Origin of the sequence: Variovorax beijingensis, assembly GCF_003951285.1 — a bacterium.
GTDB classification, from domain to species: domain Bacteria; phylum Pseudomonadota; class Gammaproteobacteria; order Burkholderiales; family Burkholderiaceae_C; genus Variovorax; species Variovorax beijingensis.
In genome coordinates, this window is sequence record NZ_RXFQ01000005.1 from 114,204 (window position 1) to 129,822 (window position 15,619).

The following is a 15,619-nucleotide window of genomic DNA, read 5'->3' on the forward strand; positions in this document are numbered from 1 at the left end:
CTGCCCGAGCGCCGCGCCGACAGCGGCGCTACGCCATCTGCAGCGGAATGGTGACCGGCCCGTCGTTGACCAGGTACACCTGCATGTCGGCGCCGAACTCGCCCGTTGCCACCACCGGATGCGCGGCGCGGGCCTGGTCCACGAAATAGTCGTAGAGCCGCCGCCCCTCGTCGGGCGCCGCCGCCTGCGTGAAGCTGGGCCGGTTGCCGCCGCTCACGTCGGCGGCCAGCGTGAACTGGCTCACCACGAGCAGGCCGCCGCCGATGTCCTGCACGCTGCGGTTCATCTTGCCCGCCTCGTCGGAAAAGATGCGCAGCTTCAACAGCTTGGCAAGCATGCGGTCGGCCATCGCGTCCGCATCGCCGCGCTCGGCGCACAGCAGGACGAGCAGGCCGGCGTCGATCGCTCCGACGGTCTGCCCGGCGATGTCGACACGCGCGCTGGCCACGCGCTGGACGACGGCCTTCATGCTGTTTCTTCCTCGATCCGCGGGCCGCGGGCTTCCATGCCCAGGGGCAGCAGCTGTATGGTCACGCGCAGGCCCGGCACGGCATCCATCAGCGTCTGTTCCAGCTCGTCGCGCATCGCGGCGGCATGCTGCAGCGTCCATTCGCCGGGCACATGCATGTGCAGGTCGGCGAAGCGGCGCTGGCCCGCGCGCCGCGTCACCATGTCGTCGAAGCGCATGCGCGTGCCTTCCGGCATGCGTGCGGCAAACTGGTCGAGCGTGGCGCGCAGCGTGGCGATGGTCTCGGGGTCGAGGGCCTCGTCCATCAGCCCCTGCGACGAGCGCCACACCAGCCTGACGCCTTCGCGCACGATGTTGAGCGCAACGCCGATGGCCAGCACCGGATCGAGCCAGAGCCAGCCGCTGAAGTGCACGGCCGCGATGCCGACCACCACCCCGGCCGAGGTCCACACATCGGTCATCAGGTGCCGCGCATCGGCTTCGAGCGCAATCGAGCGGTGCGTTCGCGCGGCGCGGAACAGCGCAAAAGCCAGGGCCGCGTTGAAGCCCGAGCTGATCACCGAGAGCCCGAGCCCCCAGCCCAGCTGCTCCAGCGGCTGCGGCGCGAGCAGCCGCTGCACCGACACCCAGAGGATGGCGGCCGCGGCGCCGACGATCAGGATGCCCTCGAAGCCCGACGAAAAGTACTCGGCCTTGTGGTGGCCGTAGGGATGGTCTTCATCGGCCGGCCGCGAGGCGATGGTCACCATGCCCAATGCGAACATCGCGCTGGCAAGGTTGACGAACGACTCCATCGCATCGGAGATCAAGCCCATCGAGTTGGTCACATAGCCCGCCAGGCCCTTGAGCAGGATCGTGATGAGCGCAACCGCAACGGAAACACGAAGCAGCGTCTTGGGCGTGAAAGTCATGCGGGGAAGGCGTAAGCGGTAAAAGTCGGCAAGAATGCGGCAAAGGTCCGCATCCGCGATCGAATTATCGAGCGCGGCCTCCATCTGCCGACTCGATGTATTTAATATTTGTGGCACCGCGAGACATTCGCAGAAGAATGATGATGAAAAAATTCCTGATCGCCGTGGGAGGCCTCGCCTTCTGGGGCGCAGCGGCGTTGGCGCAGGCGCAGGCGCCCTCGCGTCCTGCAGGCTCCATCCCTGCCGCAGAACCACAGGCGGGGTTCGTGAAATCGGTGCGGGGCAACGTGCAGCTGCTCAGCACCGCTGGCACGCCGCGCCCGGCCAACGCGGGCGACGCGCTGGCCGCCGTGGACCGCATCCTGACCGGCCCCGACTCTTCCGCTTCCGTGGTCTTGCGCGACGACACCACGCTGGTGGTCGGGCCTTCGTCACGGCTGGACCTGAAGGAATTCCATTTCAACGCCACCACGCACGAAGGCGGCGTGCTCGTTTCGCTGCTGCGGGGCTCCATGCGCATGATCACCGGCCTGATCGGCAAGACCAATCCCGACGCGATACGGGTGGAGACGCAAACCGCCACCATCGGCATTCGCGGAACCGACTTCATCGTGCAGACCGACGGCCAGCCATGAGGAAGACGACGACGGACCGGGCCTTTCTTTTCACTGCCGTGCTGGCCACTGCACTGCTTGCCGCATGTTCGACGCCGGGCACCCGCGTGGTGCTGCTGCCCCAGGCGGATGACAAGCCTTCTGCCGTGATCGTGCGCGCGAAGGACGGCGAGGAAGTTCTTTCCCGGCCCTACCAGCGCGCAACCGCCGCGGTCGGCGCTTCCGGCGCGCCGGTGGTCGACCAGGCCGACCCCGCCAAGGTGCAGGCGGACCACAAGATCCTGTTCGACATGCGGCCGCCTGCCCCGCAGCGCTATACGGTGTATTTCGAAGTGGGCGGCACCACGCTCACGCCTGCGTCGCAACAGGTCATGAACGAAGCGCTGATGGCCGCGCAAACCCGCAGCGGCAGCGACATCGTCGTGACCGGGCACACCGACACCAAGGGCGCGCTCGAGCAGAACGACATGCTCTCGCAGCGGCGGGCGCAGGAAGTGGTGCAGCTTTTCGTGGAGCGGCAGTTCCCGGCCAAGCGCATCGAGGCTGTGGGCCGCGGCGAGCGCGAACTCGCGGTGCCCACCGCCGACGAGGTGGACGAGCCGCGCAACCGGCGCGTCACCATCGAAGTCCGCTGACGGCGAGGCTCGCGGCGCCCGCCGCCCTCGACCGGCGCTCTCAGCCGAGGGTCACGCGCGCGAACTTGCGCTTGCCGACCTGCACCACGTAGCTGCCCGCGGGCAGCTTGAGCGCCTTGTCGCTGATCACCACGGAGTCGACGCGCACGCCGCCGCCGTCGATCAGCCGGCTGCCTTCGGAGGCCGAAGGCGCAAGGCCCGCCTGCTTGAGCAGCTGGGCGATGCCCAGCGGCGCACCGCCCAGCGACAGCTCCGGAATGTCGTCGGGCACGCCGCCCTTGCTGCGGTTGATGAAATCCTGTTCCGCTGTCTCGGCCGCGGCCGCGCTATGGAAGCGCGCGGTGATTTCCTTGGCCAGCGCCACCTTCGCATCCTTGGGGTTGCGGCCGGCCGCGATCTCGGCCTTGAGCGCCTCGATCTGTGCGAGCGACTGGAAGCTCAGCAGCGTGTACCAGCGCCACATCAGCTCGTCGGAGATCGACAGCACCTTGGCGAACATGGTGTTGGCGTCTTCGCTGATGCCGATGTAGTTGTTCTTGCTCTTGGACATCTTCTCGACGCCATCGAGCCCTTCCAGCAGCGGCATAGTGAGTATGCACTGCGGTTCTTGGCCGTATTCCTGCTGGAGATGCCGGCCGACGAGCAGGTTGAACTTCTGGTCGGTGCCGCCCAGCTCGAGGTCGCTCTTCAGGGCCACCGAGTCGTAGCCCTGCATCAGCGGGTAAAGGAATTCGTGCACCGAGATCGACTGGCCGGACTTGAAGCGCTTGTTGAAGTCGTCGCGCTCCATCATCCGCGCCACCGTGTACTTGGCGGCGAGCTGGATCATGCCGCGGGCGCCCAGCGGGTCGCTCCACTCGGAGTTGTAGCGGATCTCGGTCTTTTCGGGGTCGAGCACCAGGCTGGCCTGCCGGTAGTAGGTCTGGGCGTTGGCCTCGATCTGCTCGCGGGTGAGCGGCGGGCGGGTGCTGTTGCGGCCCGAGGGATCGCCGATGGTGGTCGTGAAGTCGCCGATCAGGAAGATGACCCGGTGCCCCAGATCCTGCAGCTGCCGCATCTTGTTGAGCACCACCGTGTGGCCGATGTGAATGTCCGGGGCGGTCGGGTCGAGCCCCAATTTGATGCGCAGCGGCGTCCCGCTGGCTTCCGAGCGCTGCAGCTTGTGCACCCATTCATCCTGCGGCAGCAGCTCGTCAGTGCCCCGGAGCGATATTTCGAGCGCTCGTCTTACACCATCCGAGAGGCTTGTGGATGTAACAGATTCGGCATTCATAGGCTTTTTTTGCTGATTTTCAGGTTGCCGAAGCTATACTCAGCCCGACTTTTCTAGCGCCGAATTCTAAGCGGCGCTTTTTCCGCACCGCCCTGCCGCCCTGTCCGTCCTGGGCTTTGCAGCGCGGATTTGCAGAACCTGAGCTGGAATTCATAGTTTGATCAACGGCATTCTCGCCGCCGAGGAGCTACTGGCTTCTCGCGTGGCCTATACATTCCGGACCTATCCCAAGCAGATCACCGCGCTCATCGCGGCTGCCTTGCTGAGCGCCGGAACCCTGGCAGTGGCCTCCCTGGGCCCCGACGCCTCCGACCTCCCGGTGCAGCAGGTCCTCGAAGCGACCGCTCCGCTGTCTTTCGCCGAACAGAGCGAATCGCTGGAGAACTTCAGCTTCACGCTGTTTCGCACCGACATCACGCGCTCCAGCGACACGGCCGAGGCCCTGCTGAAGCGCCTGGGCATTTCCGATCCTGCCGCCACCGCCTTCGTGCGCGGCAGCAGCGAAGCCCGCAATGCCCTGTTCGCCCGCGCCGGGCGCACCGTCACGGCCGAAGCCACGCAGGAAAACCAGCTCAAGAAGCTGAGCGCCCGCTGGATTCCCGACGGCGACGGCGGCTTCAAGCGCTTCGTCATCGAGCGCACGCCGGTCGGCTTCGTGGCGCTCACCGAGCGCGACACGCTCACGCCGGGCACGCGCCTGGCCAGCGGCACCATCCGCACCTCGCTGTTCGCCGCCACCGACGACTCCCGCGTGCCCGACGCGGTGGCCAGCCAGTTGGCCGACATCTTCGCGGGCGACGTCGACGTGCGCGCGCTGCGCAAGGGTGACCGCTTCGCCGTGGTCTACGAGACCTTCGAGGCCGACGGCCAGGCGCTGCGCAGCGGCCGCGTGCTCTCGGCCGAGTTCGAGAGCGGCGGCAAGGTGCACCAGGCCGTGTGGTTCCAGCCCCCGGGCCAAAAGGGCAGCTATTACCGCCCGAACGGCGATAGCCTGCGCAAGGCCTACCTGAGCTCGCCGGTCGAGTTCTCGCGCGTGTCGAGCGGCTTCGCGATGCGCATGCATCCGATCCTCAACAGCTGGCGCCAGCACAACGGCATCGACTTCGCAGCCCCCACGGGCACCGCGGTGCGCAGCGTCGGCGACGGCACGGTCGATTTCGCCGGTACGCAAAGCGGCTACGGCAACATCGTCATCATCAAGCACCGCAACAACCAGCAGACGGCCTACGCCCACCTGAGCCGCATCAATGTCAAGGCCGGCGAGAGCATCACCCAGGGCCAAACGATCGGCGCCGTGGGCTCTACCGGCTGGGCCACGGGCCCGCACCTGCACTTCGAGTTCCGCGTGAACGGCGAGTACCAGGATCCGACCTCCATTGCACAGGAGGGCGGCGCCCCCATCACTGCGTCCCTGCGCCCGGCCTTCGAGCGCATTGCGGTCGGCGCGCGTACCGAACTGGCGGCCGCCTTCTCGGTCATCCAGGCCAGCGCAGACTGAGCCCGGGCGGGCACCCGTCGCGCGGCTCGCCTTCCCTATCGAAATGGCCGCCGAGCTGTTCATCGGCCTGATGTCCGGCACCTCGCTCGACGGCGTCGACGGCGTGCTGGCCGATTTCGCGGATGGCCGCATTGCCGTGCGGGCCTATGCCACGGCGCCCTTTCCTGCCGCCTTGCGCGCCGAGCTGATGGCGCTCAACACCCCCGGCGACAACGAACTCCACCGCGCCGCGCTGGCCGGCAGCGGCCTGGCCCGGATCTACGCCGGCGTCGCCAGCCAACTGCTGGCGGACAGCGGCACTCCCGCCAGCCAGGTGACGGCCCTCGGCGCGCACGGGCAGACGGTGCGCCACCGGCCCACCGAGTTCGACGGCGTCGGCTACACCCTGCAGATCAACAACCCCTCGCTGCTGGCCGAGCTGACCGGCATCGACGTGGTGGCGGACTTCCGCAGCCGCGACCTGGCGGCGGGTGGACAGGGCGCGCCGCTGGTGCCGGCCTTCCACCGCGCGCTGTTCGCGCGCGCGGGCGAACCCGTGGCGGTGCTGAACATCGGCGGCATTTCCAACCTGAGCCTGCTGCCCGCGGCCGATGCGCCGGGAGAGCCGGTGGTGCTTGGCTTCGACTGCGGCCCCGGCAATGCCCTGATGGACCACTGGAGCCACTTCCATACCGGCCAGCCCTTCGACCACGGCGGGCAATGGGCCGCCAGTGGCCAGGTGCTGCCCGAGCTGCTCGCGCGGCTGCAGGCCGATCCATATTTTGCGAAGGCACCTCCCAAGAGCACCGGGCGCGACCTGTTCAATCCCGCGTGGCTTTCCGCCTGCCTCGGCCCGGCCACCGGCGCGGCGCCTGCCGACGTGCAGGCCACCCTGACCGAGTTCACTGCCAGCGTTTGTGCAGCCGACGTCCTTCGCTACGGAAGTGATAGCAAGCTGCTGATCGTCTGCGGCGGCGGGGCGCTGAACGATCATCTGCTCGAGCGCCTGCGCGCGCACTTGCCCGGCGTGGAAGTGGCCGCCTCCACGGCACACGGCCTGCCCCCGCTGCAAGTCGAGGCCGCGGCCTTTGCCTGGCTGGCCCGCAGCACGGTTCGCCGCGAAGCCGGCAACCTGGCCAGCGTGACCGGCGCAAGGGGTGGCCGCGTGCTCGGGGCGATCTACCCCGCCTGACCGGGCCGGGCTCATGGGTGTTCATGGCCGTTGCAGCGGGCAGCAAAAAGCCGCCCGAAGGCGGCTTTCTTAAAGAACGAATGCTGGCGACAGCATCAACCGGGCATCAAGCCGAGAAGCTCGATCCGCAGCCGCAGGTGCTGGTGGCATTCGGGTTCTTGATCACGAACTGGGCGCCTTGCAGGTCTTCCTTGTAGTCGATCTCGGCGCCGACCAGGTACTGGTAGCTCATGGCATCGATCAGCAGCGACACGCCGTTCTTGGTCATGGTGGTGTCGTCTTCGTTCGTGATTTCATCGAAAGTGAAACCATACTGAAAGCCCGAGCACCCGCCGCCCTGCACAAACACGCGCAGCTTGAGGTCGGGATTGCCCTCTTCGGCGATCAGGTCGGCCACCTTGGCGGCCGCACTGTCGGTGAAGACGATCGGTTCGGGCATCTGGGTCTGGATATTTTCGGCAACAGCGCTCATGGGGGATAACTCCTTGGGGGCCGTACATGCGGCCAATGGACCAATGCTACTGCAATGCCGCATTCCTGGCTGGCGGGAGGCAGCGAGCACCCAACGCAAGTGGGGTCGAACACACGTCCGCCAAGGCCGTGGCAATGAAAAAGCCGCCCGAAGGCGGCTTTTGTTCGCAGTGAACAGTATCAGCGCTTGCTGAACTGCTTGCGGCGGCGTGCAGAGTGCAGACCGACCTTCTTGCGCTCGACTTCACGTGCATCGCGCGTGACGTAGCCGGCCTGGCTCAGCACCGGCTTGAGGCTTGCGTCGTAGTCGATCAGCGCACGGGTGATGCCGTGGCGCGTTGCGCCGGCCTGGCCCGACTCGCCGCCACCTGCCACGTTGACCATGACGTCGAACGCTTCGGTGTTGTTGGTCAGCACCAGGGGCTGCTTGGCAATCATGATCGAGGTTTCGCGGCCGAAGAACTCTTGGATGTCCTTGCCGTTGACCGTGATCTTGCCGGTGCCCTTTTTCAGAAACACACGGGCGACGCTCGATTTGCGACGGCCGGTGCCATTGTTCCATTCACCAATCATTCTCAAGGCTCCTTACAGTTCCAGCACTTTGGGCTGTTGGGCGGTGTGCGGGTGCTCTGCACCACCGTACACCTTGAGTTTCTTGATCATCGCGTAGCCGAGCGGGCCCTTGGGCAGCATGCCCTTGACGGCCTTTTCCAGGGCGCGGCCCGGGTGCTTGGCTTGCATGTCGCGGAAGTTCGTGGCCGTGATACCGCCCGGGTAGCCCGAGTGACGGTAGTAGACCTTGTCGATCGGCTTGGCGCCGGTGACGCGCAGCTGGGCTGCGTTGATGATGACGATGAAGTCACCGGTATCGACGTGAGGCGTGTAAATGGCCTTGTGTTTGCCGCGCAAACGGAGAGCAACTTCGCTGGCTACTCGTCCGAGGACCTTGTCGGTCGCGTCAATCACAAACCACTCGTGCGTCACGTCAGCGGGTTTGGCGCTGAACGTTTTGGTCATGAGTTTTTCTCTAGAAAAGAGGGTTTGGCGAGCCCTTTTCCACGGTCGGCGTTCCTCTGACGGGAATCTCTTAGGTGGGGATAATCTCCGCCGCGGGGCTGCAAAAACGCTGCGAAGCCCGCGATTATACGAAGAATCGGCCAATCGGGGCAAATTTGGGCCCAGCGGCCGCCCAAGCCGTTACCATCGACCCCATGTTCAGTTACCGCCACGCCTTCCACGCCGGCAACCACGCCGACGTGCTCAAGCACACGGTGCTGATTGCCACGCTCGACCACCTGCTCGAAAAAGAAGCCGCGCTGACCGTGGTCGACACCCACGCCGGCGCCGGCCTGTACCGCCTGGACGGCGACTACGCCGGCACCAGCGGCGAGGCCGCCGAAGGCGTGCTGCGCCTGCTGGCGGACAAGAAGGCCCCCGTCTCACCAGCTCCTGCCGCCAAGTCAGCCACCAAAAAGGCAGCACCCGAAGCCGAGGCGCCCCTGGCCGATGCGATTGCACGCTACCTGAGCGTGATCCACGATTTCAACCCCAAGGGCGGCGCCCGCATCTATCCCGGCTCGCCTTTCATCGTGCATCACCTGCTGCGCGACCACGACAAGCTCAAGCTGTTCGAGCTGCACCCGACCGATGCCCGCACGCTGGACGCCAACATCGCCCAGCTCGAGGCGGGCCGGCAGATCGCGGTGCTGCGCGAAGACGGCTTCGGCAGCGCCACCAAGTTCCTGCCGCCGCCCTCGCGCCGCGCGCTGGTGCTGATGGACCCGAGCTACGAGATCAAGAGCGACTACGGCCGCGTGCTCGACTTCGCGGCCGAGGCACTCAAGCGCTTCGCCACCGGCACCTACGCCATCTGGTACCCGATCATTCCGCGTCCCGAGGCGCACGACCTCCCGCGCCGGCTCAAGACCCTGGCCACCAAGGCCGGCAAGCCCTGGCTGCACGCCACGCTCACGGTCAAGTCGAGCAAGCTGACCACCACGCCGACGGGTGAAACCCAGCGTCCGGGCCTGCCGGCCAGCGGCATGTTCCTGATCAACCCGCCCTACACGCTGAAGCCGCTGCTGGCTGCCGCCCTGCCCCAGTTGGCGGAGCGGCTGGGGCAAGACCGGAACGCCACCTTCTCGCTCGACGCGGGCGGCTAGCAGCCTCCCCCTGCGGGTCTTCGTCCAGACTTATCGGCGGCGGCGCGGCGGCACTTTCACCTGGCGCCGTGCAGGTGCGGGAGAGGCCGCCGGAGCTTGCGCCTCGCCCTCCTCCACCTCGGAGCCGCCGCAGCGCATGCCCTCGCGGTCGATGATCGTCAGCGCCACCTGCTTGATGCCGAGACCGATCAGGCCGATGCGCTCGGCCGCGGCACGGCTCAGGTCGATGATTCGGCCCTGCGCATAAGGCCCCCGGTCGGTGATGCGCACGAGCACCTCGCTGCCGTTGACGAGGCTGCGCACGCAAACGCGGGTATTGAACGGCAGGGTCTTGTGGGCCGCCGTCATGGCCATCATGTCGAAGCGCTCGCCGCTCGCGGTCTTGCGCTGGTGGAACTGGATGCCGTACCACGAAGCCCCGCCGCGCTCGAAGATCTCGCGCGGGCCGCCGTCTCCGGGCACGCCGTCGTCGGCCTCGCCGGTACCCGATACCGCGAGGTCATAGCGCACCGAAGGCACGCTCGAGCGGGCCGGGGCGCCCGGCGGCACCGCCAGCTTGCGCGGCAGGGGCAGCAGCTTTGCATTGGCGTCCTTGTCCTTCTGCGCGTCCGCCGTTGCTGCGCCCTCGGTGGCCGGCGGCATGGCGCAGCCGGCCAGCACGCAGGTTGCCGCGACGAGCGCGATGCGAAGCGAAGTGAGCAGGCGATGGCCCGCTCCAGGACGCCACCCCTTCAACCGAGGCGCTCCAGTACAGCCAGCGTGGCCACCGACTGGTTCATCGTGTAGAAGTGCAGCGCCGGTGCACCGCCACCCTGCAGGCGCGCGCAGAGGTCGGTCACCACGTCGAGGCCGAACGCCTTGATGGAGGCCGTGTCGTCGCCGAAACCTTGCAGCCGCAGGCGGATCCAGCGCGGGATCTCGGCGCCGCAGGCATCCGAGAAGCGCATGAGTTGCGTCGAGCTGGTGATCGGCATGATGCCCGGCACGATCGGCACGTCGAGCCCGAGCTTGCGGGTGTCGTCGACAAAGCGGAAATACGCCTCGGGGCTGAAGAAATACTGCGTGATCGCGGAATCGGCGCCGGCCTTCACCTTGGCGGCGAAGGCCTGCAGGTCGGCCTCGGGCGAACGTGCCTGCGGATGCACCTCGGGGTAGCAGGCCACCTCGATGTGGAAGTCGCGCCCGGTCTCCTCGCGGATGAAGGCCACAAGGTCGCTCGCATACAGGAACTCGCCACCGATGCCGTAGCCGCTCGGCAGGTCGCCGCGCAGGGCGACCAGGCGCTTCACGCCCATCGCCTTGAGTTCGGCCAGCTGCTCGCGCACGGTGGCGCGCGTGGCGCCGATGCACGAGAAGTGGCTGGCGGCATCGACGCCCTCGGACAGGATCTCCTGCACCGCGCCGAAAGTGCCCTGGTGCGTGGAGCCGCCCGCGCCGTAGGTCACCGAGCAGAACTCCGGCTTGCGCGCATACAGCTGCTGGCGCACCGCGCGCAGCTTGACCGCGCCTTCGGGCGTCTTGGTCGGAAAGAACTCGAAACTCAATGGAAGGCGCACTTGCGTCTCCTAGGAACCGTTCGCAGTGTCCGCGCGAACGGCGTGAATGAAAAACTCGCGGTTGCCGTCGCCGCCCGCAATCGGGCTGTCGAACCACCGCAGCACGCGCAGTCCGAGCGCCTCGCAGGCGTCGCGCAGGCGCTTCTCGACCACCGCGTACATCGACGCGTCGCGCACGATGCCGCCCTTGCCGACCTGTCCCGGCTGCAGCTCGAACTGCGGCTTGACGAGCATCAGCAGCTGGCCATCACCGGCCAGGAACGGCACCACAGCCGGCAGCACCAGCGTGAGCGAGATAAACGACAGGTCGCCGACGATCAGGTCGAAGCGCAGGTCCGAAGGCTCCTCGCCTTCTTCTTCCTGCAGGTCGTCCGGGGACAGCGCACGCGCATTGACGCCTTCGATGGCGACCACGCGCTCGTCCTCGCGCAGCTTCGGATGCAGCTGTCCATGGCCGACGTCGACACCCACCACCTTCGCCGCGCCGCCTTGCAGCAGGCAGTCGGTGAAGCCGCCGGTCGACTGGCCCACGTCGAGGCACAGCTTGCCGTCGGCGCTGACGCCGCTCGCCGCCAGCGCGCCTTCGAGCTTGAGCCCGCCGCGCGAGACGTAGCGCGCCTCGGCGGCGTCGTCGAGCTCGACCTCGGCGGACTCGGGCACCTCGTCGCGGTTCTTCACCACCGAGCGCCACGCGTCCGCGCTGCCCGCATCGCGCCAGCGCATGCCGCCGGCAATCAGCCGCACGGCCTGCGAACGCGACGCGGCCAGGCCGCGCTCCACCAGCAATTGGTCGGCGCGCATCAGTACCGGTACGTGTCCGGCTTGTAGGGGCCGTTCTTGCTCACGCCGATGTAGGCGGCCTGCTCGTCCGTCAGTTCGGTCAGCATCGCGCCGACCTTCTTCAGGTGCAGGCGCGCCACCTTCTCGTCGAGGTGCTTGGGCAGCACGTAGACCTTGCCGGCCTGGTAGGCGTCGGGCTTGGTGAAGAGCTCGATCTGGGCGATGGTCTGGTTGGCGAACGACGACGACATCACGAAGCTCGGATGGCCCGTGCCGCAGCCCAGGTTCACGAGGCGGCCCTTGGCCAGCAGGATGATCTTCTTGCCGTCGGGGAAGGTGATGTGGTCGACCTGCGGCTTGATCTCTTCCCACTCGTACTTCTCGATCGACGCGACGTCGATCTCGTTGTCGAAGTGGCCGATGTTGCAGACGATGGCCTGGTCCTTCATGGCGGCCATGTGCTCGTGGCGGATCACGTCGCGGTTGCCGGTGGTGGTCACGAAGATGTCGGCCTTGTCGGCGGCGTATTCCATGGTGACGACCTTGTAGCCTTCCATGGCGGCCTGCAGCGCGTTGATGGGGTCGATCTCGGTGACCCACACCTGGGCGCTCAGCGCGCGCAGCGCCTGGGCCGAGCCCTTGCCCACGTCGCCGTAGCCGGCCACGCAGGCCACCTTGCCGGCGATCATCACGTCGGTCGCGCGCTTGATGCCGTCCACCAGCGATTCGCGGCAGCCGTAGAGGTTGTCGAACTTGCTCTTGGTGACCGAGTCGTTCACGTTGATGGCGCGGAACAGCAGCGTGCCCTTGGCGCTCATCTCGTTCAGGCGGTGCACGCCGGTGGTCGTCTCTTCAGTCACGCCGATGATCTCGGCCGACTTGCGGGTGTACCAGGTCGGATCGACCGCCAGCTTGGCCTTGATGGCGGCGTAGAGGATGCGTTCTTCCTCGCTGGTGGGCTTGGCGAGCACGCCCAGATCCTTCTCGGCGCGCTGGCCCAGGTGCATCAGCAGCGTGGCATCGCCGCCGTCGTCCAGGATCATGTTCGGGCCTTCGCCCTGCGAGCCCTTGGGGCCGAAGTCGAAGATGGCGTGCGTGTAGTCCCAGTAGTCCTTCAGCGACTCGCCCTTGATCGCGAACACCGGCGTGCCGGCGGCGGCAATCGCGGCGGCGGCATGGTCCTGCGTCGAGAAGATGTTGCACGAGGCCCAGCGCACGGTGGCGCCGAGCGCCTGCAGCGTCTCGATCAGCACGGCCGTCTGGATCGTCATGTGCAGCGAGCCCGTGATGCGCGCGCCCTTGAGCGGCTGCGCCTTCGAGAACTCCTCGCGGATGGCCATCAGGCCGGGCATTTCGGTTTCCGCGATGCGGATTTCCTTGCGGCCCCAGGCGGCCAGCGAGAGGTCGGCAATTGCCTGGTCGGCGGTGGAAACGGGGGTGGGCTTGAGAACAGCGCTCATGAGAACTCCAACAAAGCTAGTTTGAAAGGTGCCACTGCGTTCGGGGAAAAGACTCACCGCGAGAACAGCGGGTGAGCGTGGTTGCGATGTGGTCCGAGCCTCACGCCTGGCGGCGCTGCAACGCTCCTCGGAACCGCGGATTGTAGACGGGGCGCCAAGGCGAGCCAACCGCCGGGGCATCCCACATGCCGGAAAGCGCATTTCGCACCCGGGGCGTACAGCCCACGGCGCTGCGCGTCACCGCCGGGCGCAGCGGCTTCGCGCCGCCGATGCAGCCCAAGGGAAATCCCGCAGGCAATTCCTGCCGCAGCGGCGCCGCGGGCGGGCTGCCGCGGCGTATCGTGGCGAGGGACAGTCGGCCGTCCGGCCGGTCCTTGCCGCTCACCCGTTCCTCACCCGACACAGGAGATACCGCACCATGGCCACTGCCAAGAAAGCCGCCGCGAAGAAGACCACCGCCAGCAGCAGCACCAGGGCGGCTCCCGACGCCGCCGACATGCTCGACCCCCTGAAGAATCTCAAGGCCATGACCGACCGCCTGCAGGATCTCAACCTGACCGGCGGCGCGAGCAAGCTGCTCGAGAGCGGGCAAAAGGACCTCCAGGCGCTGATGCAGGCGAACCAGAAGTCCTACCAGGGCCTGCAGACCGTGGTGCAGCGGCAGACGGAAATGATCAAGAGCGCCATCGCCGAGTGGCAGACGGCCGCCAAGGAAATGCCCGGCAAGGATGCCAAGGCCAACCTCGCCAAGCTCGACGAACTCGGCCGCCAGTCGTTCCAGCGCGCCATCGACGACATCAAGGAGCTGGCCAATCTTGCCGCCAAGTCGCAGGCCGATGCGTTCGAGCTGGTGCGCCAGCGGATCCAGGCCAATGTGGATGAAGTGACGAAGCTGCTGCAGCGCAAGTAAGGCGTTTTCGGCGAGTCGGGCAGGCGGCTCGGGGCCGCCTTCTAAAATCGGGCCATCCCCCTGCAGATTGCCCCATCTTGTCTTTTCTCTCCGAAACCCGCCGCCGTCGCACCTTCGCGATCATTTCCCACCCCGACGCCGGCAAGACCACGCTGACCGAGAAGCTGCTGCTTTTCTCCGGCGCGATCCAGATCGCCGGTTCGGTGAAGGCGCGCAAGGCCTCGCGCCACGCCACCTCCGACTGGATGGAAATCGAGAAACAGCGCGGCATCTCGGTGGCCTCGTCGGTCATGCAGATGCTGTACCGCGACCACGTCATCAACCTGCTCGACACGCCCGGCCACAAGGACTTCTCGGAAGACACCTACCGCGTGCTCACGGCGGTCGACTCGGCCCTGATGGTGATCGACGCGGCCAACGGCGTGGAGGCGCAGACGCGCCGGCTGATCGAGGTCTGCCGCCAGCGCGACACGCCCATCATCACCTTCGTCAACAAGATGGACCGCGAGGTGCGCGAGCCGCTCGACATCCTCGACGAGGTGGAGCGCGAGCTCGGCATGCCCTGCGTGCCGATGACCTGGCCCGTGGGCCAGGGCAAGAGCTTTCGCGGGATCATGAACCTGCGCACGCAGGCGATGACGGTTTTCGAGTCGGGCAGCGAGCGGCTGCCGCAGGATTTCGAGACCATCGCCCTCACGGAGCGCGACACGCTCGCCAAGCGCTTCGGCGCCGACTTCGAATCCGCCATGGACAGCATGGAACTGGCCACCGGCGCCTCGCCCACCTGGGACCGCGAGGCTTTCCTGGCCGGCAAGCAGACGCCGGTGTTCTTCGGCTCGGGCGTGAACAACTTCGGCGTGATGGAAGTGCTCGACGCGCTGGTCGACCTCGCGCCCTCGCCGCGGTCGCGCACCAGCACCACGGTGGTCAACCGCCAGCCGGTGGTGAAGGAAATCCAGCCCGAGGACAAGGACTTCGCGGGCGTGGTGTTCAAGGTGCAGGCCAACATGGACGCCAACCACCGCGACCGCATCGCCTTCGTGCGCATGGCCTCGGGCAAGTACACGCCGGGCATGAAGCTCAAGGTGCAGCGCACCGCGAAGGAGCTGCGCCCCACCAGCGTCGTCACCTTCATGAGCCAGCGCCGCGAGGCGGTCGAGGAGGCCTACGCGGGCGATATCGTGGGCTTCACCACGCATGGCGGCGTGCAGCTGGGCGACACCATCACCGACGGCGCGAGCCTGCAGTTCACCGGCCTGCCCTTCTTTGCGCCCGAGCTGTTCATGACGGTGATCCTGAAGAACCCGCTGCGCACCAAGCAGCTGCAGCAGGGCCTGGCCCAGCTCGGCGAGGAAGGTGCCATTCAAGTGTTCCGCCCCGAGATCGGCGGGCCGATGCTGCTGGGTGCCGTCGGGCAGCTGCAGTTCGAGGTGGTGCAGCACCGCCTGAAGGCCGAGTACGACGCCGACGTGCGGCTCGAAGGCTGCCAGTACACGGGCGCTCGCTGGATCACGGCCGATTCGCCGGCCGAGCTGCGCGAGTTCGTCAACGCGTACCCGCAGCGCATGGCAAAGGACGCGGCCGATACGCTGGCCTTCCTGTGCACTTCACCCTACGACGTGCGGCTGGCGCAGGAGCGCTTTCCGAAGATCCACTTCCATCCGCTGCGGGAGCACGCGGGGCTGGCGCTGCAGAACGCGGGCTGACGC

The 15,619-nt window shown here is 67.0% G+C and carries 17 protein-coding genes and 1 riboswitch; of the genes, 7 read left to right on the forward strand and 10 right to left on the reverse strand.

What is annotated here, in order from left to right:
• Nucleotides 1–28: 28 nt before the first annotated feature.
• Nucleotides 29–469, reverse strand: a complete 441-nt coding sequence (gene dtd / locus EJO66_RS09940) for a D-aminoacyl-tRNA deacylase (RefSeq protein WP_125965194.1) — start codon at nucleotides 467–469, stop codon at nucleotides 29–31.
• Nucleotides 466–1,380, reverse strand: coding sequence for a cation diffusion facilitator family transporter (locus EJO66_RS09945; protein WP_185738308.1), 915 nt, complete (start codon nucleotides 1,378–1,380; stop codon nucleotides 466–468). Before EJO66_RS09945 ends, dtd begins: the two co-directional genes overlap by 4 nt.
• 140 nt (nucleotides 1,381–1,520) lie before the next feature.
• Here EJO66_RS09945 and EJO66_RS09950 point away from each other — a divergent pair, with 140 nt between their 5' ends.
• The gene (locus EJO66_RS09950) at nucleotides 1,521–2,015 is read left to right on the forward strand and encodes a FecR family protein (RefSeq protein WP_125965195.1); all 495 of its coding nucleotides are present in this window, start codon (nucleotides 1,521–1,523) and stop codon (nucleotides 2,013–2,015) included.
• Nucleotides 2,012–2,629 (forward strand): OmpA family protein, encoded by a 618-nt coding sequence (locus EJO66_RS09955; RefSeq protein WP_124958730.1) that lies wholly within the window; start codon nucleotides 2,012–2,014, stop codon nucleotides 2,627–2,629. Before EJO66_RS09950 ends, EJO66_RS09955 begins: the two co-directional genes overlap by 4 nt.
• Before the next feature lie 40 nt (nucleotides 2,630–2,669).
• Here the strand turns inward: EJO66_RS09955 and tyrS are convergent, their stop codons facing one another.
• Nucleotides 2,670–3,902: a tyrosine--tRNA ligase gene (gene tyrS, locus EJO66_RS09960; protein ID WP_125965196.1), complete on the reverse strand. Its 1,233-nt coding sequence runs from the start codon at nucleotides 3,900–3,902 to the stop codon at nucleotides 2,670–2,672.
• 157 nt (nucleotides 3,903–4,059) lie between these two features.
• Here tyrS and EJO66_RS09965 point away from each other — a divergent pair, with 157 nt between their 5' ends.
• Together EJO66_RS09965 and EJO66_RS09970 are read left to right on the forward strand one after the other, a co-directional pair.
• Nucleotides 4,060–5,400, forward strand: coding sequence for a M23 family metallopeptidase (locus tag EJO66_RS09965; protein ID WP_124958732.1), 1,341 nt, complete (start codon nucleotides 4,060–4,062; stop codon nucleotides 5,398–5,400).
• A gap of 43 nt (nucleotides 5,401–5,443) precedes the next feature.
• Entirely contained in the window at nucleotides 5,444–6,571 is a 1,128-nt protein-coding gene (locus EJO66_RS09970; protein ID WP_125965197.1) for an anhydro-N-acetylmuramic acid kinase, read from the forward strand.
• 106 nt (nucleotides 6,572–6,677) lie between these two features.
• Here EJO66_RS09970 and erpA read toward each other — a convergent pair whose 3' ends face one another.
• The 3 genes from erpA to rplM all read right to left on the reverse strand — a co-directional run bounded on the left by erpA (nucleotide 6,678) and on the right by rplM (nucleotide 8,059).
• Nucleotides 6,678–7,043 (reverse strand): iron-sulfur cluster insertion protein ErpA, encoded by a 366-nt coding sequence (gene erpA / locus EJO66_RS09975; RefSeq protein ID WP_007827949.1) that lies wholly within the window; start codon nucleotides 7,041–7,043, stop codon nucleotides 6,678–6,680.
• 179 nt (nucleotides 7,044–7,222) lie between these two features.
• Nucleotides 7,223–7,615, reverse strand: coding sequence for a 30S ribosomal protein S9 (rpsI, locus tag EJO66_RS09980; protein ID WP_021012545.1), 393 nt, complete (start codon nucleotides 7,613–7,615; stop codon nucleotides 7,223–7,225).
• Between the two features lie 12 nt (nucleotides 7,616–7,627).
• A complete protein-coding gene (gene rplM, locus EJO66_RS09985) occupies nucleotides 7,628–8,059 on the reverse strand; it encodes a 50S ribosomal protein L13 (protein ID WP_015867439.1) in 432 nt (143 codons plus the stop codon).
• A 194-nt stretch (nucleotides 8,060–8,253) separates the two neighbouring features.
• On the opposite strand from rplM, the gene EJO66_RS09990 reads away from it, so the two are divergent.
• The gene (locus EJO66_RS09990) at nucleotides 8,254–9,204 is read left to right on the forward strand and encodes a 23S rRNA (adenine(2030)-N(6))-methyltransferase RlmJ (protein ID WP_125965198.1); all 951 of its coding nucleotides are present in this window, start codon (nucleotides 8,254–8,256) and stop codon (nucleotides 9,202–9,204) included.
• Nucleotides 9,205–9,234: 30 nt separating this feature from the next.
• Here the strand turns inward: EJO66_RS09990 and EJO66_RS09995 are convergent, their stop codons facing one another.
• The 4 genes from EJO66_RS09995 to ahcY all read right to left on the reverse strand — a co-directional run bounded on the left by EJO66_RS09995 (nucleotide 9,235) and on the right by ahcY (nucleotide 13,000).
• Complete coding sequence (locus tag EJO66_RS09995; protein ID WP_124958961.1) at nucleotides 9,235–9,846, reverse strand: septal ring lytic transglycosylase RlpA family protein; 612 nt, start codon at nucleotides 9,844–9,846, stop codon at nucleotides 9,235–9,237.
• A gap of 89 nt (nucleotides 9,847–9,935) precedes the next feature.
• A complete protein-coding gene (gene metF / locus EJO66_RS10000; protein ID WP_124958735.1) occupies nucleotides 9,936–10,760 on the reverse strand; it encodes a methylenetetrahydrofolate reductase [NAD(P)H] in 825 nt (274 codons plus the stop codon).
• Nucleotides 10,761–10,769: 9 nt separating this feature from the next.
• A complete protein-coding gene (locus EJO66_RS10005) occupies nucleotides 10,770–11,561 on the reverse strand; it encodes a TlyA family RNA methyltransferase (protein ID WP_124958736.1) in 792 nt (263 codons plus the stop codon).
• Nucleotides 11,561–13,000: an adenosylhomocysteinase gene (gene ahcY / locus EJO66_RS10010; protein WP_124958737.1), complete on the reverse strand. Its 1,440-nt coding sequence runs from the start codon at nucleotides 12,998–13,000 to the stop codon at nucleotides 11,561–11,563. The genes EJO66_RS10005 and ahcY overlap by 1 nt, the downstream gene beginning before the upstream one ends.
• Before the next feature lie 66 nt (nucleotides 13,001–13,066).
• Nucleotides 13,067–13,135: riboswitch (S-adenosyl-L-homocysteine riboswitch) on the reverse strand.
• 283 nt (nucleotides 13,136–13,418) lie between these two features.
• Here ahcY and phaP point away from each other — a divergent pair.
• Both phaP and EJO66_RS10020 read left to right on the forward strand, forming a co-directional pair.
• Nucleotides 13,419–13,910 (forward strand): TIGR01841 family phasin, encoded by a 492-nt coding sequence (gene phaP / locus EJO66_RS10015; RefSeq protein ID WP_124958738.1) that lies wholly within the window; start codon nucleotides 13,419–13,421, stop codon nucleotides 13,908–13,910.
• Nucleotides 13,911–13,987: 77 nt separating this feature from the next.
• Complete coding sequence (locus EJO66_RS10020) at nucleotides 13,988–15,616, forward strand: peptide chain release factor 3 (RefSeq protein ID WP_125965199.1); 1,629 nt, start codon at nucleotides 13,988–13,990, stop codon at nucleotides 15,614–15,616.
• Nucleotides 15,617–15,619 lie beyond the last annotated feature (3 nt).

Excerpts from the sequence above, each read along its gene's own strand:
- EJO66_RS09945 (WP_185738308.1), bottom strand. The coding sequence starts at position 1,380 with ATGACTTTCACGCCCAAGACGCTGCTTCGTGTTTCCGTTGCGGTTGCG.
- EJO66_RS09995 (WP_124958961.1), bottom strand. The coding sequence starts at position 9,846 with ATGCCGCCGGCCACCGAGGGCGCAGCAACGGCGGACGCGCAGAAGGAC.
- EJO66_RS09990 (WP_125965198.1), top strand. The coding sequence starts at position 8,254 with ATGTTCAGTTACCGCCACGCCTTCCACGCCGGCAACCACGCCGACGTG.
- EJO66_RS09955 (WP_124958730.1), top strand. The coding sequence starts at position 2,012 with ATGAGGAAGACGACGACGGACCGGGCCTTTCTTTTCACTGCCGTGCTG.
- tyrS (WP_125965196.1), bottom strand. The coding sequence starts at position 3,902 with ATGAATGCCGAATCTGTTACATCCACAAGCCTCTCGGATGGTGTAAGA.
- rpsI (WP_021012545.1), bottom strand. The coding sequence starts at position 7,615 with ATGATTGGTGAATGGAACAATGGCACCGGCCGTCGCAAATCGAGCGTC.
- EJO66_RS09970 (WP_125965197.1), top strand. The coding sequence starts at position 5,444 with ATGGCCGCCGAGCTGTTCATCGGCCTGATGTCCGGCACCTCGCTCGAC.
- ahcY (WP_124958737.1), bottom strand. The coding sequence starts at position 13,000 with ATGAGCGCTGTTCTCAAGCCCACCCCCGTTTCCACCGCCGACCAGGCA.
- phaP (WP_124958738.1), top strand. The coding sequence starts at position 13,419 with ATGGCCACTGCCAAGAAAGCCGCCGCGAAGAAGACCACCGCCAGCAGC.
- dtd (WP_125965194.1), bottom strand. The coding sequence starts at position 469 with ATGAAGGCCGTCGTCCAGCGCGTGGCCAGCGCGCGTGTCGACATCGCC.
- rplM (WP_015867439.1), bottom strand. The coding sequence starts at position 8,059 with ATGACCAAAACGTTCAGCGCCAAACCCGCTGACGTGACGCACGAGTGG.
- EJO66_RS09950 (WP_125965195.1), top strand. The coding sequence starts at position 1,521 with ATGATGAAAAAATTCCTGATCGCCGTGGGAGGCCTCGCCTTCTGGGGC.
- erpA (WP_007827949.1), bottom strand. The coding sequence starts at position 7,043 with ATGAGCGCTGTTGCCGAAAATATCCAGACCCAGATGCCCGAACCGATC.
- EJO66_RS10005 (WP_124958736.1), bottom strand. The coding sequence starts at position 11,561 with ATGCGCGCCGACCAATTGCTGGTGGAGCGCGGCCTGGCCGCGTCGCGT.